This window comes from Glutamicibacter sp. (assembly GCF_035257265.1).
Classification (GTDB): domain Bacteria; phylum Actinomycetota; class Actinomycetes; order Actinomycetales; family Micrococcaceae; genus Glutamicibacter.
Map to the genome: position 1 here is coordinate 1 of NZ_DATEXC010000025.1, position 25,035 is coordinate 25,035.

The 25,035-nt window shown below is 55.1% G+C and carries 20 protein-coding genes and 2 pseudogenes; 15 read left to right on the forward strand and 7 right to left on the reverse strand.

Annotated elements, in window-relative coordinates:
* The first annotated feature begins 351 nt into the window (after window positions 1-351).
* From VJ369_RS05035 to VJ369_RS05050, 4 genes are all read left to right on the forward strand, one after another.
* A complete protein-coding gene (locus VJ369_RS05035) occupies window positions 352-1,761 on the forward strand; it encodes an L-serine ammonia-lyase (RefSeq protein WP_324091027.1) in 1,410 nt (469 codons plus the stop codon).
* 406 nt (window positions 1,762-2,167) lie between these two features.
* Window positions 2,168-3,526: a magnesium transporter gene (mgtE, locus tag VJ369_RS05040; protein WP_324091028.1), complete on the forward strand. Its 1,359-nt coding sequence runs from the start codon at window positions 2,168-2,170 to the stop codon at window positions 3,524-3,526.
* 62 nt (window positions 3,527-3,588) lie between these two features.
* Complete coding sequence (locus VJ369_RS05045; RefSeq protein WP_324091029.1) at window positions 3,589-4,698, forward strand: NADH:flavin oxidoreductase/NADH oxidase; 1,110 nt, start codon at window positions 3,589-3,591, stop codon at window positions 4,696-4,698.
* Between the two features lie 142 nt (window positions 4,699-4,840).
* Window positions 4,841-5,971 carry a hypothetical protein gene (locus VJ369_RS05050; protein ID WP_324091030.1) on the forward strand — a complete coding sequence of 377 codons (1,131 nt, stop codon included), beginning with the start codon at window positions 4,841-4,843 and terminating at the stop codon, window positions 5,969-5,971.
* A gap of 72 nt (window positions 5,972-6,043) precedes the next feature.
* On the opposite strand, the gene VJ369_RS05055 is transcribed toward VJ369_RS05050, so the two are convergent.
* On the reverse strand, window positions 6,044-7,195 hold the full coding sequence (locus VJ369_RS05055) for a CPBP family intramembrane glutamic endopeptidase (protein ID WP_324091031.1): 1,152 nt from the start codon (window positions 7,193-7,195) through the stop codon (window positions 6,044-6,046).
* 162 nt (window positions 7,196-7,357) lie between these two features.
* Between VJ369_RS05055 and VJ369_RS05060 the strand changes: the two genes are divergently transcribed.
* Genes VJ369_RS05060 through VJ369_RS05070 form a run of 3 tightly spaced genes read left to right on the forward strand, consistent with a single transcriptional unit; the run spans window position 7,358 to window position 10,828 of the window.
* Entirely contained in the window at window positions 7,358-8,638 is a 1,281-nt protein-coding gene (locus VJ369_RS05060; RefSeq protein ID WP_105675906.1) for a YibE/F family protein, read from the forward strand.
* Window positions 8,639-8,684: 46 nt separating this feature from the next.
* Window positions 8,685-9,689 (forward strand): metal ABC transporter solute-binding protein, Zn/Mn family, encoded by a 1,005-nt coding sequence (locus VJ369_RS05065; RefSeq protein WP_324091032.1) that lies wholly within the window; start codon window positions 8,685-8,687, stop codon window positions 9,687-9,689.
* Window positions 9,690-9,709: 20 nt separating this feature from the next.
* Window positions 9,710-10,828 carry a CDP-glycerol glycerophosphotransferase family protein gene (locus tag VJ369_RS05070; protein WP_324091033.1) on the forward strand — a complete coding sequence of 373 codons (1,119 nt, stop codon included), beginning with the start codon at window positions 9,710-9,712 and terminating at the stop codon, window positions 10,826-10,828.
* Here VJ369_RS05070 and VJ369_RS05075 read toward each other — a convergent pair.
* The 5 genes from VJ369_RS05075 to VJ369_RS05095 all read right to left on the reverse strand — a co-directional run bounded on the left by VJ369_RS05075 (window position 10,825) and on the right by VJ369_RS05095 (window position 16,851).
* Window positions 10,825-12,315 carry a gamma-aminobutyraldehyde dehydrogenase gene (locus VJ369_RS05075; RefSeq protein ID WP_324091034.1) on the reverse strand — a complete coding sequence of 497 codons (1,491 nt, stop codon included), beginning with the start codon at window positions 12,313-12,315 and terminating at the stop codon, window positions 10,825-10,827. The two genes, VJ369_RS05070 and VJ369_RS05075, sit on opposite strands and share 4 nt — an antisense overlap.
* 33 nt (window positions 12,316-12,348) lie before the next feature.
* Window positions 12,349-12,717, reverse strand: coding sequence for a cupin domain-containing protein (locus VJ369_RS05080; protein WP_324091035.1), 369 nt, complete (start codon window positions 12,715-12,717; stop codon window positions 12,349-12,351).
* Window positions 12,717-14,162, reverse strand: a complete 1,446-nt coding sequence (locus tag VJ369_RS05085) for an FAD-dependent oxidoreductase (protein ID WP_324091036.1) — start codon at window positions 14,160-14,162, stop codon at window positions 12,717-12,719. The genes VJ369_RS05080 and VJ369_RS05085 overlap by 1 nt, the downstream gene beginning before the upstream one ends.
* A gap of 360 nt (window positions 14,163-14,522) precedes the next feature.
* Complete coding sequence (locus tag VJ369_RS05090; protein WP_324091037.1) at window positions 14,523-14,948, reverse strand: hypothetical protein; 426 nt, start codon at window positions 14,946-14,948, stop codon at window positions 14,523-14,525.
* Entirely contained in the window at window positions 14,923-16,851 is a 1,929-nt protein-coding gene (locus VJ369_RS05095) for a primary-amine oxidase (RefSeq protein WP_324091038.1), read from the reverse strand. Before VJ369_RS05095 ends, VJ369_RS05090 begins: the two co-directional genes overlap by 26 nt.
* Before the next feature lie 128 nt (window positions 16,852-16,979).
* Between VJ369_RS05095 and VJ369_RS05100 the strand changes: the two genes are divergently transcribed.
* The 4 genes from VJ369_RS05100 (at window position 16,980) to VJ369_RS05115 (ending at window position 21,586) form a co-directional block, all read left to right on the forward strand.
* Window positions 16,980-17,573 carry a TetR/AcrR family transcriptional regulator gene (locus VJ369_RS05100; protein ID WP_324091039.1) on the forward strand — a complete coding sequence of 198 codons (594 nt, stop codon included), beginning with the start codon at window positions 16,980-16,982 and terminating at the stop codon, window positions 17,571-17,573.
* A 103-nt stretch (window positions 17,574-17,676) separates the two neighbouring features.
* Window positions 17,677-18,600, forward strand: coding sequence for a helix-turn-helix domain-containing protein (locus VJ369_RS05105; protein ID WP_324091040.1), 924 nt, complete (start codon window positions 17,677-17,679; stop codon window positions 18,598-18,600).
* Between the two features lie 112 nt (window positions 18,601-18,712).
* Window positions 18,713-20,161 carry an APC family permease gene (locus VJ369_RS05110; RefSeq protein WP_324091041.1) on the forward strand — a complete coding sequence of 483 codons (1,449 nt, stop codon included), beginning with the start codon at window positions 18,713-18,715 and terminating at the stop codon, window positions 20,159-20,161.
* Window positions 20,162-20,173: 12 nt separating this feature from the next.
* Window positions 20,174-21,586, forward strand: a complete 1,413-nt coding sequence (locus VJ369_RS05115; protein ID WP_324091042.1) for an aldehyde dehydrogenase family protein — start codon at window positions 20,174-20,176, stop codon at window positions 21,584-21,586.
* 79 nt (window positions 21,587-21,665) lie between these two features.
* On the opposite strand, the pseudogene VJ369_RS05120 reads toward VJ369_RS05115, so the two are convergent.
* Window positions 21,666-22,076 (reverse strand): annotated as a pseudogene (locus tag VJ369_RS05120) (NAD(+)--rifampin ADP-ribosyltransferase).
* 102 nt (window positions 22,077-22,178) lie between these two features.
* Between VJ369_RS05120 and VJ369_RS05125 the strand changes: the two are divergent.
* The 4 genes and pseudogenes from VJ369_RS05125 to VJ369_RS19150 form a co-directional block, all read left to right on the forward strand.
* Window positions 22,179-22,994 carry a shikimate 5-dehydrogenase gene (locus VJ369_RS05125; RefSeq protein ID WP_324091043.1) on the forward strand — a complete coding sequence of 272 codons (816 nt, stop codon included), beginning with the start codon at window positions 22,179-22,181 and terminating at the stop codon, window positions 22,992-22,994.
* A gap of 246 nt (window positions 22,995-23,240) precedes the next feature.
* A complete protein-coding gene (locus VJ369_RS05130) occupies window positions 23,241-23,447 on the forward strand; it encodes a hypothetical protein (protein WP_324091044.1) in 207 nt (68 codons plus the stop codon).
* A 487-nt stretch (window positions 23,448-23,934) separates the two neighbouring features.
* Complete coding sequence (locus VJ369_RS05135; RefSeq protein ID WP_324091045.1) at window positions 23,935-24,759, forward strand: hypothetical protein; 825 nt, start codon at window positions 23,935-23,937, stop codon at window positions 24,757-24,759.
* A 70-nt stretch (window positions 24,760-24,829) separates the two neighbouring features.
* A pseudogene (locus tag VJ369_RS19150) lies at window positions 24,830-24,931 on the forward strand (aldehyde dehydrogenase domain-containing protein); the annotation flags it as partial.
* Window positions 24,932-25,035: the final 104 nt, after the last annotated feature.

The following is a 25,035-nucleotide window of genomic DNA, read 5'->3' on the forward strand; positions in this document are numbered from 1 at the left end:
TGGTTTTTCTGAGGCTGCGTTTGTTGAGGTTGCGGAGATTATTGCGCAGGCGTTGATTGCTGGTGCTGATGGTAATTCTGCTGTTCTGCCTGAGCTTAAGGAGCGAGTTCTCAAGCTCGCCGAGGCCCACCCACTGTACCCGGAACTTAAAAAAGTTTCCGAGTAGCAGCTTCTGATTGAAGGAGGGGCCCGGAAAGCGGAAACATCGCGTTCCGGGCCCTTTGTCTCTCTCGCATCTGGCACCCAGAGAACATGCGAGGCACGGGGACGAACTACAAATTTCTACCCCACCACACACTTATTTGGTGCTCTCAGTTCCGAATTATCTCTGTTCTAAGGAAGTGACCCGTCATGGCGGTCAGCGTATTTGATTTGTTCTCGGTTGGTATTGGACCATCTTCCAGCCACACCGTGGGACCAATGCGTGCGGCGCACGCATTCGTGGCCCAAGTGATTCGTGAAGGCAAGCTTGAATCCCTCACCTCCCTGCGCATTGATGTTTACGGTTCGCTCGCAGCGACCGGCCGGGGTCACGGAACCTTCACCGCGATCATGCTTGGACTTGAAGGGTACGAGCCAGAAAACATTCTGCCGGCCCAAGTTGATGAGCGCTTGGCACAGATGGAACAAAGTGGAGTACTTCGTTTTGCGTCCCAAATGGATGCTCGCAAGGACCTGAACTACACCGTCAACGACATGATTCAGCACCCGCTGACAGTCTTGCCGCGCCACACCAACGGAGTAAAGTTCATTGCTCTCGATGCAGCTGGCGAAGAACTACTGAACGAAACGTTCTTCTCTGTCGGCGGCGGATTTATTGTGCGTGATGGCGCCGAAGAACGCCTTGAAAAAAACCTGGAAGAAAAGGTTAAGCAGCAACCGTACCCGTTCACCACGGCTGCACGCTTACTAGAACACTCGAAGAATTCCGGCAAGTCAATTGCCGAGATCATGATGGCCAATGAAGAGACCTACCGTACTCGCGAAGAAATTCGTTCGGGTCTGGTTCATATTTATAAGGTCATGGAGGAGTGCAAAGACGCCTCCTTGGAACGTACCGGAGTGCTTCCCGGTGGACTTAAAGTTCGCCGCCGCGCCCCAGAATGGCATGAGCGTTTACGCAAAGAAGATAAAGACCGCGATCCGGTGTTCTGGCAGGAATGGATCAACCTTGTAGCTCTGGCAGTCAACGAAGAAAACGCTTCGGGCGGTCGAGTTGTCACCGCACCCACTAACGGTGCAGCCGGCATCATTCCAGCAGTACTCTTCTATGCAACCCATTACGCGCCGGGCGCCAAATATTGGAACGAAGAGGAAAAGGATGACGCTGTAGTGCGCTTCCTCCTCACCGCCGGCGCCGTAGGCGTGTTGTATAAAGAGCAGGCTTCAATTTCGGGTGCCGAAGTTGGCTGTCAGGGTGAAGTCGGTTCGGCCTCCTCTATGGCAGCCGGTGGACTCGCCGAAATTCTCGGCGGTACCACAGCTCAAGTGGAGAATGCCGCGGAGATTGCGATGGAACACAACCTCGGACTGACCTGTGATCCTATTGGTGGTCTGGTGCAAATTCCATGTATTGAACGAAACGCGATTGCAGCTTCTAAGGCCGTGAACGCCGCAAAAATGGCTTTGATGGGAGACGGGGAACACCACGTCACTCTGGACGAAGTCATCATCACTATGCGCGAAACAGGCAAGGATATGAGCGATAAGTACAAAGAAACAGCGATGGGCGGTTTGGCCGTCAACGTTGTCGAATGCTAATTCGATAGGTAACTAAGAGCGTGTGGTGACTGCTGGTCACCACACGCTTTTTCGCGTTAGCGGATGTGATCTTGTCGCACTGATGTCGTTTATGGGCGCGGAAGATGATATAAATGAAGCAAGGTGTTTCTCGGGTTTAAGCCCGGACCTGTTCGAGGAGGTGAGCTGCATGGACGATGGTTCTAGTCGATCTATGTACACGCGACCTCCCTTTTTCTTCCTTTAAGCTGAGCCAAAGAGCTGGATTAAGCGGTGGGGTATCGCGCTTCGATTCCTTTTCGTTTCGCTTCATTCAACGCGCGAAGACCGAATGACTTGTCACCCAATTACTCTCCGGGTGGCGATTCAATTGTGCTTCGCATTATCACCGGAATGACGCGTCTAAATCCCATTTGGACTGATCTTCATGCGCTCCTCAAATCAAGCAGACTTCTCAACCATTTCCTCGCAGATTCAAGATCTCTTAGAATCACAGGATTTCAAAGAACTCGCTGCGCTGCTGCGCGAGCTGAACTTGCCGCAAACTCTGCAGCAGCTTCATCGGCTTTCGGCCAAAGAAATGGCCATCGCTTATCGACTGCTAGCTAAAGAGCAGGCGCTGGCGGTTTTTGCACGTTTGGAGCCAGCGTTACAGGCCGAACTTATCAGCGGTTTGCAACAGGACACGGTCAGCGAGACCTTCGCCGTCATGGCTGCCGATGATCGCGTGGCGCTCCTTGATGAGCTGCCTGCCCATCTGGCGGCAACGCTGCTGCAAGGGCTTGACTCAGCGCAGCGCGACGAGGTCAATGTATTGCTGGGGTACCCTGCCGGAGTTGTGGGCCATCTGATGAATCCATACTTTGTCATCACCCACCCAGAGCTGACCGTGCGCGAAAGCATGCAACGAGTGCGCGACAAACTTGAGACCGCAGAAAGTGTATATACCCTCGTAGTTACCGATTCGACCCGCCGGCTACGTGGCATTGTTTCACTGCGTGACCTCTTGGCAGCAAAGGAAGAGCAACGAATTTCAGAGCTGTTGACCCCGGGTGATGGTGTCAGCGCCGAAGAACCAGTGCTGGAAGCTGCCCGTCAGGTGGTATTGAGCCAAGAATTACTGACCCCGGTGGTGGATTCTGAGCGTCGTGTGGTGGGCGTATTCAGTAATTCTGATGCGGTCTCGGTGCTAGCTAATTCTGATGAACGGCGTGCTGCACGGAGTTCGGGCGCCGAACCATTACGACGACCTTACTTGAGCACCACGATCGGTTCTTTGGTCAAAAGCAGAATCGTCTGGCTATTGGTGCTTGCCATCGGCGCGACGCTCACCGTTCAGGTACTTTCGAATTTCGAAGAAACCCTCGAATCCATGGTTACCCTGAGCTTGTTCATCCCATTGATGGTAGGTATCGGAGGAAATACCGGAAACCAGGCGGCCACTACAGTCACCCGAGCGCTGGCAATGGGAGATGTGAGAGTGGGGGACATTGGAAGAGTCTTGCTACGCGAACTTGGCGTGGGATTGACGCTCGGATTGAGTCTGGGAACTATTGGTTTCGGCGTAGCTGGTTTCATCTTCGAGTGGAACATCGCGGTGATTATTGGGATCACACTTGTGGCTCTGTGCACTATCGCGGCCGGAGTGGGCGGAGTGATGCCAATTATTGGGAAATGGCTAAAAGTTGATCCCGCAGTATTTTCCAACCCATTTATCTCCACGTTTGTTGATGCTGCCGGTCTGATCGTGTATTTCTCCGTGGCCGTGGCTGTTCTTGGACACTGATACCTAGCTCACAAAGCTGGTTATCAAGGAATAATTTCTTGAACTGAAACGTCACACTAGGCATGCCTGAAAGCAAACTGTTTACCCCAGTCACTATCCCAACGAAGGCCGGAAAGGGACTAACGCTACGCAACCGCGTGGTCTTGCCTCCCATGTGCCAGTACGTGATCGATAAGCAAGACGGTGTACCCACCACGTGGCAATTGGTGCATCTTGGATCCATGGCTCACGGTGGTTTTTCACTGGTGATCGCCGAAGCTACCGCCGTGGCCGCCGAAGGGCGCATCTCGGATCGAGATGCTGGACTGTGGAATGACCAGCAGGTTCAAGCGTGGAAGCCAATTACGCAGTACATCCGTTCGCACGGAGCCGCGGCCGGCGTGCAGTTGGCCCACGCCGGAGTAAAAGCTTCAACCTATGGGTGGTTGAAAGAACTCGAAGAACAGGGCAAGGTCGGCAGTCTCAGTGCAGAAGATGGCGGCTGGGAAACCTTCACCTCCAGCGCCGAGGATCTGTACGGACTAAATCCGGGAACCGAGATGAGTGTCGAACAGATCGCCAGTTCTGTCCAGGATTGGGCCGAGGCTGCCAAGCGTGCAGATGCTGCAGGGTTCGACCTGATTCAGATTCACGCCGCACACGGTTACCTGATTCACCAGTTCCTCTCGCCGCTGTCCAATAAGCGCACCGACCAGTACGGTGGCAGCTTTGAAAACCGCACCCGCTACTTGCGCGAAATTGTGCAGGCCATCGTCAAGGTTTGGCCAGAGCATAAAGCCTTGGGTATTCGTTTCTCCGGTGAAGACTGGGTTGACGGCGGTTGGCGCATCGCGGACACCGTGAAAATCGCCTCCGAACTCTACGAATATGGTGTGCGAGCATTTGATCTGTCCAGTGCCGGAATCGGGGCTTTCCACGGCCCTACCGGCCCCGGCTACCAAGTTCCGCTTGCTCAAGCAGTGAAACAAGCATTGCCTGACGACGCCTTTGTGACGGCGGTGGGAGTCATCACCGATGCGGTCCAGGCCGAACACATCTTGGTGACCGGCCAGGCCGACGGTGTCAGCGTGGGACGCGCCGCATTGGGTGATCCGCAGTGGCCAAATCGTGCCGCCCAGCAGCTTGGCGCACAGAAATCTCACCCACCGCAGTACTGGCGCGGTCGCTGGTAATAAACGTAGGTCGGGTAACGATTTTGGGTTAACACAGGGGATCTTTGTGCTTTGCTCTTCCGGCTATCGACGTGCGATGTTACGTTAGTCACACGGATCTAGTCGCACCGCGACCAAGGGTCGCGTGCGGAAGGGAGTCAGCATGGCACTACGCGCGGATTCTAATGGAATCGACGTTTCGCTCTATCGGAAAACTGGTTCATGGTGCACCGCCTTGGTGGATGCATCGCTCGGAACCACCGCAGCGCACGAAGCGGCCGACCGGCTGCCGGGGGAAGTAGCTAAGCTACTCAAAAGCCAGCAAGCCGGTGCCGCCGATATTGAGGCACTTACCAACGCGATAGAGGCCACTAAAGGGCTCCGTGCGCCGGTAGCTCGCTTCGTGGCAGTTCACGATGGGGCGGTGGTACTCAACGAACTCATTCCTGGGCTCAAGGTCGATTCCGCCGCCGTGGATGTGGGGCCATTTCCGAATTTCACTGCGCTTGCCAGGACGCGAGGCGGAGCTTTCTCCTACCTCGTGGCCGAGGCCGGACGTGACGGGGGAGAAGTTCATCTATACAACACCACCTCGCCAGAACGCGTGGCTAGCCGCGGTGTGGTTGGATTACCCGAAGAGATTCACCGGGCACGTAAGGTACCTAGCGAATATGATCAGCCCAAAAATCAATCAGCAGCCGATGAGATGGCGCGGCGAAATGCCGAAGGAGTCGCCGAGCTCATTGTCCAAATGGCTAAGGACAACTTTGTCCGGCTGATCGTGCTTTCGGGCGATGTGAAATCGCGGGAAACGATCGCCGGAATGCTCCCCGGGGCGTTAAAGCCCTATGTCGTCGTTCTCGATTCGCATACGCGAACTGGGGGTGCTGATTCCAAGCAGGTCGACGAATCAATTTCACGATTGATTTCCGAAACCCATGAAGCGGCTGTCGCAGAGCTTGAACAGCGCGTATCGGCACAAACCGGTAATGGACGGGCTCAGTTGGCTGTGGGTCTTGCCGACGTGGTTTCGGCCTTGCAATCTGCGCAGGCGGAAGTCGTTTTGGTGGGACAGTATCAAGACGAACACACTTTAAGGGCGCTGTCAGGAGAACCGTGGCTAGCGCATGAAGAGGGTGATGACCATGGGGACCTGGTGATTGGCCAATGGCCAGCACCGGAAGTTCTGCTTCGGGCCACAGCCTTAACCGATGCGACAATCCGCTACGTTCCGGATTCCATCTTGCCCGAGGGCGCAGGAATCGTAGCGTTACTTCGTTGGGCTAAATCCTAAAGGATCAACAAAGCGTCGCCGGTGAGAATCAAATATTCTCACCGGCGACGCTTTTCTCCGCCTGCGCTAGAACTAGCGGCCCGGGGGAGGAGGACCGTTAATCTCGTCTTCGTTCGTGGTCTGTGCAGAATAAGGAGAATGCTGCGGGTACTCGGACGGGTAAGACGTCTCTTGCCCGGTGATCGGAGGAGCCCAGTACGCCTGCGTTTGCGTGCCAGCGGGGTGGTGAATCGGCCATGGCTGCAAGAGCTGTGGGGTTTGGCGCCTAGGTTCTGGACCGGCGGTGCGCTGCACGGCGTAACGCTTAGCCATCTGAAGCAGAATGTAGGCCACTAGCGCGGTAAATGCCACCGAGGTCAGCAGGCTTGAAAGGGAAGACTGCGAGGAATTAATATCCACGGCACCCGCGGCGCCGAGCAAAAATAGTCCCACGTTGTTGATGACGTGCACGGCAATCGCCGCTTCGAGGCCGCCGGTGCGCCAGGTGAGGTAACCGGCGACTATCGCAAAGAAGGCCACATCTAGCAGGCCGTAAATATCGTAGAGATGTCCTGCGGTAAATAGCGGAACCGGAAGCAAAATGGCGAAGAGTGGATGTTTGAGCCAGCTACCAAGGGTTTGCATGAGCAGGCCACGGAAAACTAGCTCTTCGGCAGCTGCTTGGAAGGGCACTAACAAAACAACAAGTAGGGCGAAGAACAAAGGCTTAGCAGGACGGTTCTCCGGCGGAATCTGCGCCGAAGCTACCGCTCCGGTGGCTTCTAGACCCAGACTGATCCCGAAGTAGAGGGCGTAGAGCACCAGGCAGATACCCGCGCACAATCCCAACCAGCGCCAGCGCATCTTTCCGGTGACCGAGAAAAGCAACCCCACCGGTCTCGGGCCGAGGAATAAGTATGCGAGGTACGCAACTGGTATGAAAGCTATCAGTGAGAGCATGATGAATAAGAAGACGAATGGGTCTGCCATGTTATTTGCTTCAAAAGCAACCATGATCTGATTGTTTGGATCATCAAGCTGACTGCCCATGCTGCTGAAGAGCACTATCATGAGCCCAGCGAGCAAGATGATGGACAAAACCACATAGAAGCCTACGGCCGTTCCGAGCAGGGCCAAGGGGCGCCACCATGAATACTCGGAATTGCGGCGCATTAGCCGATGATATTCATACCTAGGTTCATCGGCATTAATGCTGCCCGGTGAAGTCCCGTGGTTCTCAGACATGCTCATAGAACAATCTTCGCCCCGAAGAGGGCAAATAGACATGAGCCTTGCGGAGGATTTGTCGAGTCATCCTTTGGGGGTGTTCCTGATAACTAGTACAGGTTCGCTGACTAGACTTGGGCGCGACGAGTTTTGATTAATCCTTTGAGGAGTGCACCGACCGTGGGCCACAGTCACAATCACGATCAGCCGATTCTGCAAGACCCTGCGAGGAGACGCCGAGCATCAATTATTTTATGGGCGCTGTTAGCCCCGGTGGGCGCGTTGGCCCTGATCATGGTGATTGCGCTGTGGCCGCAAGGTAACTATGACCGTTTTGCCTTAGACGGGGCAATGGATACTACCGGTGGTGCCAGCATGCAGGTGGGCACGGTGACTAGGTCATTAATTCAGGATTGCCCTTCCAGCATGGGACTTGAAGAAGTTGGCGGCAAAACACTTGAATGCAATGTCACCTATCTGATGCCAGATAGTGGCGGAGCCGAAATTGCGTTGGAGATTCCGCCGGAACAATTGCACTCTCGCGAGGCCCGTTCGGGAGATCAAATTCGATATTTAGATCTTTCTGCGGTGGGATCTGATAGTGGCAGCCCTTATGTCTTTGTGGATTTTGTCCGCACCTTACCGATGTCACTGTTAGCCGTGGCGTATGGGCTAGTGGTGGTGCTGGTGGCCGGTTGGCGCGGAGCGCGTGCGGTTATCGGGCTTGTGGGCGGAATCGCGTTCATGATCATCTTCATGGTGCCTGCCCTGTTGGAGGGCGGAAATCCTGTACTGATCGCGCTGACGGGGTCTACCGCGATTATGTTTGTGGCGTTGTATTTTGCTCATGGACTCAACGCGAAAACTTCGACGGCGCTATTGGGCACACTCTTTGGTTTGGCGGTGACAGCTGGACTTGCGGTGTGGCTGACAGATGCCGCGGCGCTGACCGGCGCGAACGATGAACACGCGATGACACTGTCCACTGTGGTACCCCAGATTTCGCTGCCTGGCTTACTCATTTGCGGTTTGCTGGTTGGTGGAATGGGTGTGCTCAATGATGTGACCATCACTCAGTCAGCCACCGTATGGGAGCTGGCCGAGACCGCGCCAGACGCCACCGCCAGAGAATTATTCTTCAAGGGAATGCGCATCGGACGCGATCATATTGCCTCCACCGTGTACACAATTGCCTTTGCTTATGCCGGTGCCGCCCTTCCAATTCTCGCCATTGCAGCGCTCAGCGATCAGAGCTTTGGCACTACGTTGAGTTCTGGATCGATGGCCGAAGAAGTGATTCGAATTCTTATTGGCTCCATCGGCTTGGTCCTTGCGATTCCGGTAACTACAGCCATCGCCGTAGTAGTCGTCAAGGCGACCGGCACAGGTGGTGCGCATGGGAAAGTTAGTGTCTCACCGGGGCGTCGAGCAAAGCTAAGTGCGAATGATTCTCAAATGTAATGTAGAATAGTTCTCAATAGCGTGCTGTGTGAATGGAGACTAATAGATGAAAAGCCGTGGATTATTAACCTCAATCGTTGCGATCCCGCTTGCCGGAATACTTTTGGCCGGATGTGCCACTGGTGGTGCCTCGGGAACTCCAAGTTCGGACGAAGCCTCCGCTAGCGGAAAAATTGAGTTAGTGACCACGACAAACGTCTATGGGCAGATTGCTCGCGAGATTGGCGGGGAGCGCGTTGCTGTCACCGAAATCATCACCTCTCCCGCTCAAGATCCGCACTCCTATGAACCCACGGCACGAGACAAACTCACCATCTCCAAGGCATCAGTGGTCCTCGCCAACGGTGGAGGGTATGACCAGTTCATGGACTCCCTCGTCAGCTCTCTTCCTGCGGATCAAGCGGATCAAGCCCATCTGATCCATGCGGTGGATTCTTCCCCAGTGGCCAAGGAGCACGCCGATGAGCCGGCGCATGATGAGCACTCTGCGGACGAACACTCTGCGGATGAGCACGCGGGCCATGATCATGCAGAATACAACGAGCATATCTGGTACGACCTGGACTCAATGCAGGCGCTGGCTACCGAACTTGCCACAGAGCTGGGACATGCCGACCCAGAAGGCGCGAGCGGCTATGAAGCGAATGCCAACACCTTTCTCCAAGGAATCAAGGATCTGCGAAAGCAGCTCACGGCCGCGAAGCTAGCCGGACGAACCTATGCGATGACCGAACCGGTGCCATTCCACCTGCTTGAAGATGCTGGAATGAAGAATAAGACCCCTGCCGGGCTCAGCGAAGCAGTTGAAGGCGGCGCCGGTATCGCGCCGCTGTCGCTCAAAGACCTCAGCGACTCGTTGAAGGCGGGCAAGATTGACGTTCTCGCCTACAACGTGCAAACCGAAGGAGCGGAGACCGCATCCTTACGTGCAAACGCCGAAACCGGTCAAGTCCCCGTGGTGGACTTCCGCGAAACGATCACCGATGATTCAAATTATCTTGTGTGGATGAAGAAAAATATTGATGCTTTGTCCTCCGCGATCAACGGGTAATCACTACGTAGACTGAAGGTATGTCTTCGATTACCACTCAAGTCAATCAAGTCGCTGGTCGCGCTAGATCAATATTCGCTGAGCGCGCTGTGCGTTCGCAGATCACCGAGGCGGGCCAAGAGCTGACTGCGGCGGAGCATGTCTTATTTTTCGCCGAAGCGCCCGCACAGTTTTACCAGCTAGGGGTCTGGCTTGAGACCTTCGAAAGACTAGCCGCGCAAGGCCAATCGGTAGGCGTGGTGGTAATGGATGCCTTGTCGGCCCGTGAACTATTAAAGGCCAGTAAACTTCCGGTATTTTTCACGCGTTCCATCGAACAAATTGAGACGCTACTGACCAAGCTCGGCACACGAAGCATCAGCTATGTGAATAATTCACAACGTAACTTCACCATGCTGCGTTTTAACGGACCAGCGCATATTCACTTAAACCACGGTGAGAGCGAAAAGGCCTCAATGGTCTCGAACCAGCTCAAAGCCTACGATTATGCCTGCGTGGCAGGACCAGCGGCGGTGGAACGAATTACTGAATCCATAGCTCGCTTCGATACTAAACACCTCGTGCAGATTGGGCGTCCGCAGTTGGACGCGCTCACCCCCGAACTGCCCGCAACCCAAACCAGGGTGCTCTACGCTCCGACATGGGAGGGTGACTCTGCTGCCATGGATTATTCATCGGTGATGAAAATGGGTGAGAGCATTTTGGCCCAGTTCGAGGGGGATAACAGGTTTGAGGTGCGTTTCCGCCCGCACCCGAAAACCGGTGATCATTCAGCAGAGATGAAAAAAGAAATTACCGCACTCCGTGCCCGTTTCGCCGCTCAACTAGATCCGGTGGCTGATGCGGGGCAATCCTTGGTCTGGGCCGACGTGGCAATCTGCGATACCTCCGCGATGGCCTACGACGCGGTCGCGCTTAACGTTCCGCTGTTCCTCACCGGTCATCGACCTTCACAGCTTCGCGAACGCTTGCCACATGAGCAACTTCTGGAATCGCCTAATGGACTGGCTCAGCGTGTGGCAGAACTAGCTGAGGGAGGAGTTCCGGGACGGCAGAAACAGCTGGCCCAATATTTCTTCGCCACGACCTCACCAGGTCAGGCAACCAAAAAACTGGGCCAGCTATTGGAATCCGTTTAACGCTGGAGAAATACGGTGTTCTGCCAGTCCCGGTGAGCATCGGTATCGTGCGAGATCAATACATGTTTAACGTTCGTGTACTCATCAAATGAGTACTGGCTCATGTCTTTGCCCATTCCCGAAGCCTTGTACCCGCCGTGGGGCATTTCCGAAACAATAATGATGTGCTCGTTGATCCACACGCAGCCCGCCTGAATTTGCGCGCTCGCGCGCATGGCCCGGTTAATATCTTTGGTCCACGCACTCGCGGCTAAACCGTACGGCGTATCGTTAGCCAGTTTGATAGCTTCATCATCGGTTTCAAAAGGTAAGGCGACCAGCACCGGACCAAAAACCTCCTGCTGCACGATTTCTGAATCTTGCATGGCATTGACCAGCAAAGTCGGTCGATAAAAATTACCTGGAGCATCTAGTTTTGTGCCGCCGGACAATACCGTTGCACCGGCCTCCACCGCGCGTTCCACCATCGAAGAAACTTTCTGAACATGGGCCTCGCTAATCAGAGCTCCCATGTCGGTATTTTGATCGGTCGGATCACCAACCACCATCTGGCTCATCAACTGGGCCACACGTCCGGTGAACTTCTCAAATACCGAGGAATGAACGTAAGCCCGGGTCGCCGCCGTGCAGTCCTGCCCCGCGTTGATGGTCGAGCCGGCCACCGCCCCATGGGCAGCTGCTTCAATATCTGCGTCATCAAACACCACAAAAGGCGCTTTGCCACCAAGTTCCAGGTGCACTCGTTTACCAGTCTCGGCGGCCATAGACATGATCTTCAAACCGACCTGCGTGGAGCCGGTAAATGAGGTCATCTTCACCAGCTGGTGTCTTACCAATGCCTGACCAACACTGCTTCCACTTCCCACCACGACGTTGACTACGCCATCTGGCAATCCAGCGGTCTTAGCAGCGAGAGCGAAAAGCAGACTTGTCCCCGGGGTCAGCTCGCTGGGCTTGAGCACAATGGTGTTTCCGGCGGCGATGGCCGGCAGAATTTTCCAAGCGGCCATTTGTAGCGGGTAATTCCATGGAGCAATGGAGCCCACTACACCTAGTGGCTCCCGACGAATCATGGAGGTGCTATTACCGGCATAATCGCCGGACGCCAGTCCTTGAAGGTTGCGGGCAGCCCCGGCAAAAAAGTTCACGTTATCTATCGAACCGGGGATGTCGAATCCGGTAGACATCCGCATGCTCTTGCCGGTCTGCGAGGTTTCCACCTCCGCTAAAACCTGTGCTTGGTTTTGCAACTCACGGGCCAACGCTAAGAGATGATCAGAGCGTTCAGCAGGGGTGAGCGCAGACCAAATAGTAAAGGCTTCAGCAGCCGCGTGGACCGCTTGGTCCACTTCTTCGAGGCTAGCGGTATCGATCTCTTCGAGTAGTTCGCCTGTGGCAGGGTTGGTTCTGCTGAGCACCTCGCCGGTTCCGCGTTGCCAGGAGCCGTTAATGAACTGGTGTCCGTACGAAAATTTGAAGCCTGACATGTTCTACCGTTCCTTAAAATGTAGTAAGCACCATTACCGGCTGAGATAAACTTTGCGAATTTTCTGGGTCACTCGCCATTCGGTGTGCATCCCCGCATGTAACCGGATCAGTGCGCCGGGAAATAGTTCTAAATGTTGCGAGACAAAGCCGCCAACCGGAAGTATCTCTACAGTCCCGGCCCCGCTAAGCACCACAAAGAATTCATCAGCTTCGATATCTTTCATGGCACCGACAGACATCTCCCAGATGCCTACTTCTGTTTCGTCGAGATCACCGACTGCACGGAACCCGGCACTGGTCTGCACCGACCCAAGCTGTTGTGATGATTCGACGGCAGTGGAGTGCAACTCGAAAGTATTGGCATCAACAAGTGATGCGTGGGGTTTGCGCGAATCAGCCATTAGGAATCAAATCCCATCCCAATCTTGTCCATAACCTTTAAAAAGACCGGGCGTTTACCTTCGTTATGATCTGCCTTGATCAGCTGATTGGTCATTAATTGAACCCCCACGTACGCAGCGGGTTCCGGCGGGAATGGCAATGGTTTCGTCCGGACCATTTCCAACTCGGTCAGTTCAGTCTTAGCTCCTGATAGCAGATCCAACATGACCTTAGCGCCAAACCGTGTGGCTCCAACGCCAAGGCCGGTAAATCCAGCACAATACGCAACTTTCCCTCCGTGAGTCAGATCAAAGAAGGGGAAGAAGCGTGAGCAGGTATCGATAGCACCGCCCCAGGCATGGGAAAACTTCACATCCTTCAATTGCGGAAAGCTGCCGAAAAAGTGGGCCGCTAACTTCTCGAAGGTGGCAGGGCTACTGTCATAGCTTGAACGGATCCTGCCGCCGAAATGATACACAGCATCGTAGCCACCGTAGAGGATCCGGGTTTTGCCTTGCGAATCAATGGTCGGGCGGGCGTAGTGGAATCGATTGTTTAGATCCGCCAGACCTACGGGTTCGGCCCAGCCTAAAGCTCGCTGTTGTTCCTCTGTCAGCGGTTCAGTCATCAGCGCATAGTCATACACAGGGATCACCCGTGCGTGGTGACGTTTGAGCATGGAGGGGAAAACATTGGTAGCCAAGGCGATGCGTTCCGCAGTGATTCGCCCGGTATCAGTCAGAACCTGGACGTGGGAACCTGTATCTTTTAGTTCGGCCGCCCGGGTGTGCTCATAGATCCGCACTCCCAGTTCACGGCATACCCTAGCTAGCTCCCAAACAAGCTTTGCCGGGTGAACCAACGCGGTGGATTCTCGGTCTAACGCACCGGCCAGAAAATCGGGGGAGTTAATCAACTTTTTTACTGCCACGCCGTCGAGGAATTCGATCCCGTCCGATTCTGCGGATTCAGCGACCCAAGAAACCTGGTGAGGTTCGGTGGCTACCTCAAGTACACCGGCACGGGTGAAATCAACGTCCATGTTGTAGCGTTCTACGGTTGCTTGGAACTCATCGAGATTCTGGGCACCAAGCTGACCGAGCAGCTCGTTTTCTTTCGGTAAATGATTGGCACCATTAGCCTCCCCGTGAACCAACGAAGCTTCACAAAATCCACCGTTTCGTCCCGAGGCTGCCCAGCCGATGCGGTGGGACTCGATAAGTACGACATCACGTTGTGGATCTCGCTCTTTTGCTTGCAGCGCGGTCCACAGACCGGTGTAACCGCCACCGATGACGAGCAGCTCTGCCTCGGTGTTTGATTCTAATGCCGCGGTTGCCTCGGGGCGTTGTGCATGATCCAGCCAATAGGAACCGTGCTTTGCGCCTTCTAGCGATTTCTTGATGTGCTCAGGCGACGCATTGGCTTCATGCCGGTCGAATGTCAGAGTTTTAGGGTTGCTCATTGGTGGTCCTCAGCTTATTACGGGCGGAAAATATCTAGGCCGGTAACCTCAGCGGAACGACTAACGGGCACAGCGTGGCGACGGGGATTTGGGTTCTGAGAAATGCGGGAACTCGCGTAGCTCGTTGTCCTTGAATAGCGCCGTGCTGGGCAGTGAAACGTACTGGGGCATGATTCGATAGCCATTGGCTGGCCACGGATATCCCTCTTCTCGAAAGTACTTGCCTCGTAGTGAACGTCATTCATTACTTATCTAAGCCCGGATTGTGAGGTAGGTCAAGAGATATTTTGAGATGTCTAGGTGTCTGGTGGAATGGTTAAATGCGTGTGGCCCAGAATCAATCTGGGCCACACTAGATGTCTACCTCGCCTCAAGTAGGTTCGAGCATCGCATTCGTGAACGGTTGAGGATGACCGCCGCAAAGAACGTGAGTACGAGCTCGCTGAGACCAACCGCAAGCATCGGGATCGCTTGCGCCGCGTGGTGAGAGGCTGAGGAAGTTGCATGATGAGCCACGGCTCCAGGAAGCCCTAGGACCATGATGATGTGCAGCAATGCCATCAGCGCACTCATCAGCATTAACGCCTGTACAGACTCGCCTAGGAGAACGCCGCGAGCGCATTTGAGGCACCAGAATGTCATCACTAGGATGAGCAAACTCCAGCCCAACCCATGCGGTGCCCTGACCAGTAACCCCAGATGCGCCGCGGCCAGCAAGCACGTTGCGATCAGCAAGACCCTGGTGCTGACGTGCAGGGAATTATCCTTCAGCGGAGCAGCATCCACCGGAAGACTCCGCCTCGGTGGAGCAGCAGCCGTGCTTGGCTGGTTCCGGAACATCCAGTGCGGGTGAGCGGTCAAAGAATCCTTCCGGGCGGATCTTAAAGCCGACAGTGTCTACGGGCATGATGGGCCAGTCTTCGGTGCGTGGGAAATGTGTCAACGCGAAGGTGTGCCACAAACTAATCTCTTCACCATCAATATTCTTATCGTCTTCAATCCACGAACCGATTCCTTCCACTCCGGGGTTTTGATTGACAAAGTCCCCGGTTGGGTAGCGCTGTTCCGAATTGCGCTTGGTTACCCATAATGCTTTGGACGCGAATTCTGCGCGTTGATGAATCGAAGAGCCTTCAGCGGCGAGCAGGGTCGGCAGTCCCTGTGGCAAGAGCTTGTAGCCTACCGGCTTACCTAAATAGTTTTTTGATTCAGGATTGGTGACCACCCAGGTACGGCCCGCTGGCATATTCGCGTCGCGGACTGCCTGCTTCTCTGTGCCAAGCACCGTGTGGGAACGGCTAAATGCGTTACCGCGTGGGTTCTCTTTGCTGATTGGTAGTCGCACGGCTTCCTCTTCGATAACCTGACTTGGCCCACCATCCAGTGCAAAGTCCAATCGGGCGCCGAAGATGTGCTGATGGAAGGGGGCGCCCAATCCCGGCGCCATTTCCGAAGCAAAACGCTCGTCGCGCATCGCGGAGGTGAAGACGATACCGGTGGCTTTTGCCTCGAATTCGATGGTGCCATCCAGGTAGAGGTACCAGTAAAACCCATAGTCGTAGTTGCCCACGGTGGTGAAGAAGCTGATGACCAGTCGGCGGTTGCGACGGGTGTACTTCACCCCGGACCAATCATCGGCGTGCTTGGACAAAATCGAGGCGTCTTCCTCGTGCATGCAGATCCCGTTAGTGATTTTCTGGGCGTTTCCGTCTGCGTCGGTGACGACCGGTGAGATGTAGTGGATTTCTCCGAGGCAGTCGCAACCAAGTTCTAGCGAGTTGGCCAACCGGCCAATCAAGTATTCGCCGGTATCGAAGTAGTTCTGCCAGCTGCGCACCGGTGATGGGTCTCCGTAAGGAACTACCATCTCGGCGATGGAGGCCCGGTCCAAGATCCGGCGGTCGTTGCCCTTGTCATTGAAGGCGATGTTGTAAAGCACCAGGCCTTCGCGCATGTCGAAGCCGATGTCCAGAGACCACTTTTCCCATTCAACATGGTTACCCGAGCTGACCGAGAAGCTGGCTCCTTCGGGCTGAGTGATCTCAATAGGTTTCTGCGTGGTGCGAATCGGCCCGGTCAATTCGGGGTCGGTGTAGTTTCCGTGGGTCTCGGGAACCGGGACAATTTCAAGATCTAAGAGTTGATCGACGGTGCCAGCGATGGTGTCAATGTAGACGACTAGCCCGTCCACCGGGTGCGCCCAGGCCGAATCTTCTGCGAAGTCTTGACGGAACGCGAGGCCACGTAGGATGCGGCGACCAGATTCTTCCGGGTATTCCTCGGCATAAACGCCTGCCGACAAGGGGGCCACACGTACTTGATCCGGTGTGAGGCCACGCTTTTTTAGGGCGGCTATCCACTGTGGATCGTCAGCAAGAATTGATTCCACCATTTCGAACTCTTCGAGCAACACCGGCATTTGACCTACCAGCGCTGGGTCCAAATCAACAACCGAAGTCACCGAATTTTCGCTGAGGTTCAGCTCTATATCCTTCGGAGAATTCGTCATCTTGTCCAGAAGCATGACTCGAATATGCCGACCTGCACGTTGGTGATTTGGATCTTCTAGACCCAAATACGCGATGCGGGTGTGTTCGGTGAATAGTTGGTGGTCGATCAAAAGCTGTTTTGCGGCACCAATTTCGGTTTCGCTCAGCAGGGTGTAATCGGTCGCTGTCCTGGTGGGCATGACGAACTCCTTCGGCATTTGAATGTGATCTGCAGCATTTATTATTCTATGTTTGTAGAGAATACGCGTGACGGGAATGTGACGCAACCCATCAATGCAACAAAAATAATGTTGGCTAGGCTTGTCTCATGCCAAAAATTGTTGACCATGACCAACGCCGCCGCGAGATCGTAGAGGTCACCTGGCGATTTATCGCGCGCGAAGGAATTGAGAAACTTAATCTTCGGGATCTGGCTGCCGCTGCTGGGTATTCCAATGGCGCCTTGAAGCCGTACTTCCCGACGCGGGACTCGTTGTTGGCCGCGACCTTCAACTATGTCGCCGAGTCAACGGATAGGCGGATTGAGCGCACCACCTCAGGGTTGAGCGGAGCAGAGGCGATTGCCGCGTTCGCCCGTGAGGTGCTCCCACTGGATGAACTGCGGCGCGATGAGGCCCGCGTAGCCGTCCATTTCTGGCATCTGGCGCTGGGGGACCCGCACTTGGCCGCGGTAAATGCTGGCACCATGGACCGCTGGCGTTCCCTGCTTGATTCCTGGCTGGAGCAGCTGCTCGGTACCGGTCACGCCAAAACGAATGCTGCGCGTGACTCGTTGATTAACTTTTTAATGGGAGCGCAGGCTGGAAGCGTGCTCGATACTGCGATCAACACTCCCTCCTCACTTGAAGGTCAGTTGAGATATCGGCTTGAGGCGCTGCAGTACCTCGCGACGGAGCGTTAAGCGGAAATTCTCCGCGCGCAGAAAATAGTGACATTTTCCTCCGCTAGGCGTACCCTCGATCGTGATGCTCGGCACATAATCGTCCTGGGCGGAGAGGGAACGCATGTATCAACTTCAGCACGTGGACTCGTTCACCGCATGGTCGCGGCTCATCTCTGACGCATTTGTTAAGCTGCGCAGTGAACAGGTCACCGCCGGGCATTTTGCTGCCACTCTCGGCACCAATACGCTTGGCGACATCGGGCTGATGCGCGTCCAAGCCAAACCACACGCGGTACAACGCACCGAAGAGCTCACTACCAGTGGAGACGGCGCGTTCTACAAAGTTTCTTATCAGATCCAAGGCCATGGATTGCTGATCCAAGATGGCCGGGAAACCCTGTTATCTCCGGGGGATCTGGCTATTTACGACACTCAGCGTCCATACACTTTGGCCTTTGAAAAACCAGCCTCGATTATGGTCACCCTGATACCGCATGAGCAATTCCGGCTCTCCCAGCAGCAGGTCGGACAGCTGACGGCAGTCGCACTGAAAAGCGCTCACCCGCTGTCCGGGACCGTCACCCCCTTGCTCGGCCACTTAGGGGAGAACCTCTCGCAGTGGGACGATTTTGGCGGATCTGCGCTGGCTCGTAACACCGTGGATTTACTGGCCACGGCATTAGGCGGTGCCTTGGGAATCGAAAACCATGCCGATACCAAGAATAATCAGCGCGAACGCATCATCAGATACATCGATGCGCACCTGTCTGAAATGGAACTGAGCCCAGCGCGCATCGCAGCCGCACATTTCATTTCGGTGCGCAGCTTGCATGCCTTATTTGCCGACGAACCACTGAGCGTTGCGGCGCTGATCCGTCACCGACGGCTAACCGAAGCTTCTGTGCTGCTGAACGACCAAATGCTCAAAGAACTTTCCGTGCAAAGTATCGGCGCCCGCGTGGGAATTGGTGACGCTGCAGGTTTTAGTCGGATGTTTTCCCGAGAATTTGGGATGACACCCGGAAGATATCGTCAGACCGGTTAAGCTCCGTAGGCAAGATCTGCGCTCGAAGGCAATCGGCGTGCACGCAAGGCCAAGGAGATACGTGACGGCTGCGAGATCCTGAAAACACAATACTTACTTATTGGGGGATCAAATGGGACTGGAACAACGCACGCTGACGGTGCCCGCACTAGTTGTCATGATTATTGCCGCCAGCGCACCGCTCACTGCGGTAGCGGGCGGGGTGACAACGAACTATGCGGTTACTGGGATGGACTCCGTACCTTTGTCCTTCCTGCTCATTGGAGCTGTGTTGCTCGTATTCAGCGTTGGATACACTGCGATGAGCCGGCACATCCCAAATGCCGGGGCCTTTTACGCGTACGTCGCCGAAGGTCTGGGCAAGGCTTTGGGCGTCGGTGCCGCCATGGTCGCGCTGGTCAGCTACAACCTGATGCAGATTGGCATTTATGGCATGTTCGGGTTTGCCGCGTCCTCCTTCAGCAATGGGCTGATGGGAACCTCGATCCCTTGGTGGGTTATGGCGCTGGTGGCCTGGGCCGTGGTCGGCTTCCTAGGCATGAATCGCGTCGACTTTTCCGTCAAGATTCTGGGCATTGTGGTAGCGGCGGAATTCGTGGTCGTAATCATTTACAACATCATGGCTTTCAGTCTGGCACCGGAAGCTCCCCAGCCGGAAGCCGCGTTTAACCTTGGCGACGCAGTGGCTCCCGGAATGGGAGCGGTTATGGCCTTTACGATTGCCGCTTTCATGGGTTTTGAATCAGGAACCATCTACAACGAAGAGGTCAAAGATCCCAAACGGACCGCCCGCCGGGCGACCATGATCGCGATCATCATCATCGCCTGCTTTTATGCGTTCTCGGCCTTCGCCGTCGCGGTAGGCGAAGGGGCTTCGAACGTCATGGGATCCACCGCCGAGTTTGGGCCGGATTTGTTGTTCGTTTTCTTCAGTGCACACACCCCGGCCTGGTTTGTGGATCTAGCGAATATCCTTTTTATCACCAGCTTGTTCGCCGCACTACTGGCATTCCATAACGTCATAGCGCGATACTTCTACTCCATGGGACGCGGCGGAGCACTTCCAAAATTCCTTGCCCGCACCTCACGAACCACACATGCACCGGTAGCTGGTTCCCTGGCGCAATCGTTATTGGCGGTCGTGGTGATCTTGGTCTTCGCGATGCTTTCTACCGGTAAAGATCCGATGTACATCGTATTTACCATGTTCACCTGGATGACGAACTCTGCCGCCTATGGCCTGGTGCTGCTGATGGCGCTGACTTCCTTCGCGGTGATCGGCTACTTCATCCGCCACCGTTCCAAGGACTCGATATTCACCCGGGTCATTGCCCCACTCTTATCTGGCATAGCCCTGATCTACGTCTTTGCTCAAATTGTCATTAACTTTGATCTCTTGCTTGGCATGGAAGAACCGGGCATGCTCGGTTACATCCTGCAAGCCATCGTGATTCTGCCCGGACTCATTGGTTGGGTGCTGGCGTTGTTTATACGTTCGCGCACAGCCAATGCAGAATCGGATCAAGATACTATTCCCGTCGTCTCAACTTCTCAGCACTAAAGGAGCTCTTATATGTCGTACTCAAACGCAGAAGGATTATTGACGGCTATTCAGCCAGCAACAGGTGGCACCGAAATTCTTGACCCGGCCACCGGTGAAGTGGTCGGACGTGCAGCCCAAGGCAGTGTCGCAGATCTTGAGACAGCGGTTGATGCCGCACACAAGGCCCAACCTGCTTGGGATGCGCTTGGCCATGAAGAACGTAAACGCTTGCTGAACGCGGCAGCCGACAATATTGAGGCCAATGCTGAAGCGTTAGCGCAGCTATTATCGCGGGAGCAAGGGAAACCTCTCAACGGGCCAAATGCCCGATTTGAAGTCGGGGGAGCAGCTGCCTGGCTACGCGCGGCCACCGCCTACGATATCGAACCAGAAGTAGTGGTCGATGATGGAGAAACCTACGCAACCAAGCACTATCGAGCCCTCGGCGTAGTAGGCGCAATTGGTCCGTGGAACTGGCCAATGATGATCTCCATCTGGCAGCTGGCCCCCTCGCTGCGTATGGGAAATACCGTGGTGATGAAGCCCAGTGAGTACACCCCACTGTCGGTGCTTGCCTTAGGCCACATCCTCAATGAAGTATTGCCAGCCGGTGTGCTGCATGTTGTTGCCGGAGGACGTGAGGTGGGCGAGAAGCTCTCCTCACACCCGCTGATTAGTAAGATCATGTTCACCGGTTCCACCCCAACGGGTAAAGCCATCATTCGTTCCTCGGCGGACACGGTCAAACGGCTGACCCTGGAACTTGGTGGAAATGACGCCGGAATTGTGCTGGAAGATGCAGATCCACAGGCAATTGCCGAAGACCTGTTTTGGGGCGCTTTCATCAATACCGGACAGACCTGCGCGGCGCTCAAACGACTCTACGTTCCAGAATCAATCTATGATCAGGTCTGCGAAGCGCTCACCAACGTGGCTGCCAAAATGCCTATGGGCGTGGGGCTGGATGAAAATAACGTGCTCGGCCCACTGCAGAACAAGGCACAGTTCGACACTGTGGCGGACCTAGTTCAAGACGCGGTCGATTCCGGTGCCAAGGTGCTGCTCGGTGGGAATCCGGATCTGCAAGCTCCAGGGTATTTCTACCCGACTACGTTGATCGCGGACATAGATCCACAGAACCGGTTGGTGACCGAGGAACAGTTTGGCCCGGCTTTGCCAATCATCAAGGTGAAGAATGTCGAAGAGGCTATTGGGCACGCCAATGCGTTGGAGACCGGGTTGGGGGCGTCGGTGTGGAGCTCGGACCGACAGCAGGCTCTGGCGGTGGCTGCTCGGATCCAAGCTGGAACCGTGTGGATTAATTCGCACGGAACGATCGATCCGCGGATTCCTTTTGGTGGGGCTAAACAATCAGGTTATGGGCTGGAATTTGGCCTGGACGGGCTCAAATCACTGGCACAGCCGCAGCTAATCAAGGGCTGAGCGTAGCCGAGCGCGAAGGTTTTCGGGCGGTGCCCGATGCTGTCCAATGCATCGGGCACCGCCGGCAAATGCTCGATCCCTAGTTAATGACTTCAGTGCCTTGATCGTCGCTGATTCTTGCAATTCTTTCGCGCCACGGCTGCAAGGCCTCGCAGCTCAACCGCGTCCAGTTATGGACTTCGCGGATCACCCGTACCGGCGAGGTGCTGCGATAAGAACGAGTTATGCTGCCCGGGAACTTCCTATCGGTCACTTTGGGGTCGTCGTCATACGCGCCCGTTGCTTCTACCTCTAAGACATGGGCGATACCGTCTCACGCCGCGACGTCAGCCGCCAGCACTACGCCGTCGACAGGCACCATGATTTCAATATGGTTCATGATGATATCCGGACGGTAATTCGACGGGTTCCCGCCAGGCATTGCTTCTCCAGACGGCAGCTCGGCTTTGGTGCCGTGGAAAAACGGGCCGTCAGCACGTTCTTTGGTCATAGTCCGAGAGGACCGGTGCCAATGCTGATTCGCGAAAGCGTGTGCCACGGATCCCCACGTATATTGGGATGTGAACCGGCAGCAATATTTGGAGGGCAACACGTGCCTATTTTGAATAAGGACATGACCTTATGCATTTCGTTATCGGGTCGACCGTCTAACATCGGCACCCGGTTCCACAATTACTTGTATGAAGAACTCGGGCTGAACTTCGTCTACAAGGCCTTCTCGACCGACGACCTTGCCGGTGCCATCGCTGGTGTCCGAGCCTTGGGCATCCGGGGTTGTTCGGTATCCATGCCGTTCAAGGAAGATGTTATGGCAATGGTCGACGAGATCGAGTCTTCGGCCAAAGCAATCGATTCGGTGAACACCATCGTGAATGCCAACGGGCGACTGGTTGCTTCGAACACGGACTTCGAAGCGATCGCGACGCTCATCGAACGCCATCAACTGGATCCAGGAAGCAGTGTGCTTGTCCGTGGCTCTGGCGGAATGGCCAAGGCAGTGGTCGCGGCCTTCCGCGAAGCGGGTTTCCACGATCTGACCGTGCTGGCTCGAAATGAAGGTTCCGGTCAAGGCCTGGCTGATAAATACGGCTACAGTTTTGCCGGTGTCGACCCTGCCCCGGGACACAAGATCCTTGTGAACGTTACACCGCTGGGCATGGACGGTGCGCAGTCCGAGGAGCTCTCATTCAGTGCGGAGCAGATAGGCTTTGCCCAAAGCGTATTCGATGTCGTGGCTTTCCCGAGCGAGACACCGTTGATCCGCATAGCGCGTAACGCCGGCAAGCCAGTGATCACCGGCGCAGAAGTCATTGCCCTTCAAGCCGCGGCACAGTTTGAGAAGTACACCGGACACGCGCTCTCCGAGGAACAGATCCGCCGCGCTTCCGAGTTCTCGCGCGAATCCTGAATTCTTGAACGAGGTAGTCCTCCTAGCTGGCGGTAGCCGGCCTGTCCGGGGCTGTGTTCCCACGAAAAACCGTCAGTAGCAGGACGAAGAAGACCACAGGCAAGAGTGCAAGCAATCCCAGGGGACGTGAGCTGGAAGAACTGGGAGTTCAGCGCAATTCCATTCGTGACCGGAGCTCCGCCCTCGGGCATGTAATCGGCGTACCGTGCAGGCCTCGAGGAAGCCCATAAGACGAAGAATCGGAAGATGAATGCCGCTGCCGCGCAGATGGCGATCACGGGGAGCAGAAGCGACTGGTTGTCGGCATCGGTGCGCCTTGCATGGCCTAACCGCGCAAAGACCAATATCAGCGCCGAGGCGCCTAAGCCCAACGTGATGATCTGCAAAAACCACGAATGCGACGTGATGAATGAAAAACCATCAACACGATGCTCAACCCGGCCAGAATTCTGATCTTCGATACGTAGGTACTCGACATGACCCGAGTCTACGACGATTACGGAAGAAGAGTAGCTCAGCCAGCTGATATGCGAAGGCAGAGAAGCGAAGGCCCGGCACATTGCGGATTCTAGCCGCGCAGCATAACCTTTCTTCCTCTATTTGTCCGCCCGTAGTACCGGCCGCTGAACAGCTTCGAACCAGCCTCGGTGAGCACCGCCGAGAAGCGGGTCTTGAGCACGCTAAAGTCATTGCCCTGCAAGCCAAGGCCCAGTTCGAGAGGTACACCGGCTCAGCGTTCACCGAAAAAGAGGTCTGTCCCGCTTCGAGTTCTTGCGGGAAAAGAGGCAACTAGGCGGTTCACGGAACTTTCACGCAATTTTGGCACAATAACAAGAAATCGCAGATCAACCCGCATAAACTTATTCAAACCAGTTGGGTAGACAAATTTATTACAGAAGGGCTGGCTAGTTTGCGCGGCAAATTATCAACGCTCAAGGAAATGGAATACGACAATTTCTCAACTTGGAAACGCCATGCACCGTGGATTATCCGAGTGGCCGTTGCCTTGGTGCTCTTCATTGCCAGTGGGATTCTCTTGCTCATTGCTTTTTCGCTGACCAACAAAATTGAGAACACCGAGCTAGCAGGAATGGCCTTCGGGTCATTCATAATTTTCGGCTTTGGGCTCTTCTTCTTTATAGCATCGTTCGGAAAGATACGTCTTGCATGGCGGGCATTCTGCCGATCCAAAGGGCACTATACAAAATCGGAAAAGGTGATCATCAGCGAAAGGGCGGAGCTCGCGCGTGCCCAGGTCGCAGCAGCTCAGCTGGCTGGTGATCTTTTCGAAGGAACTTGGAAACCGCAAAACCCGCCGTGGGACGTAGTAATGGGGCAAAACGAGCAGACGCTCTGCGCCGCTAATGCCAACTACGCCCGATTCTATGGTTCAGATGTCACCTACTCGCAGAGTTCTGGCTTCCTGATGGGGCATCCAACCTTGGTTGCCGTTGGCGTTCTGGCCATGGCTATGGGAAACAAAGCCCGTCGAACTCACGCTGAAGCATTGGCGAAAGAACAGTGGCGTGAGCAGCAGGAAGTGCTTGCTGTCGTAACGAACCACCGAGTGATCTGCCGACGACACGACGGAACGTGGCTAAGTTTCTACTTCAGTGGAGCTATCAGTATGGACATTGACAGCACAACCGGCACGATGATCGTGCAATTCCCGGACACACAGCCACTGATGCTCGGTGGTACCGGCGGATTGTATGCTGCCGTAGCCGCCGTCTGGGCGTTACGCGGGCAGCAAGGACTTGAATGACACCCCGGGCTTGCCTACCTGCGTTCATTGGAACAGGACCAAAGTGCCTGACTAGGGTAGACGCAAGAAGCCCCGGCACTTTTTTGGTGGGGCTAAACAAGCAGGTTATGGGCTGGAATTTGGCCTGGACGGGCTCAAATCACTGGCGCAGCCGCAGCTAATCAAGGGCTGAAAAGGGTAGCAAGTTCTTCTAGGTGGTGACCAGCTTCGGCATGTTGCGCACCACCTAAGTTCCGTGATTCTGCTTCGCGGAGATCTGCGCGCAGGGTCTCTGGC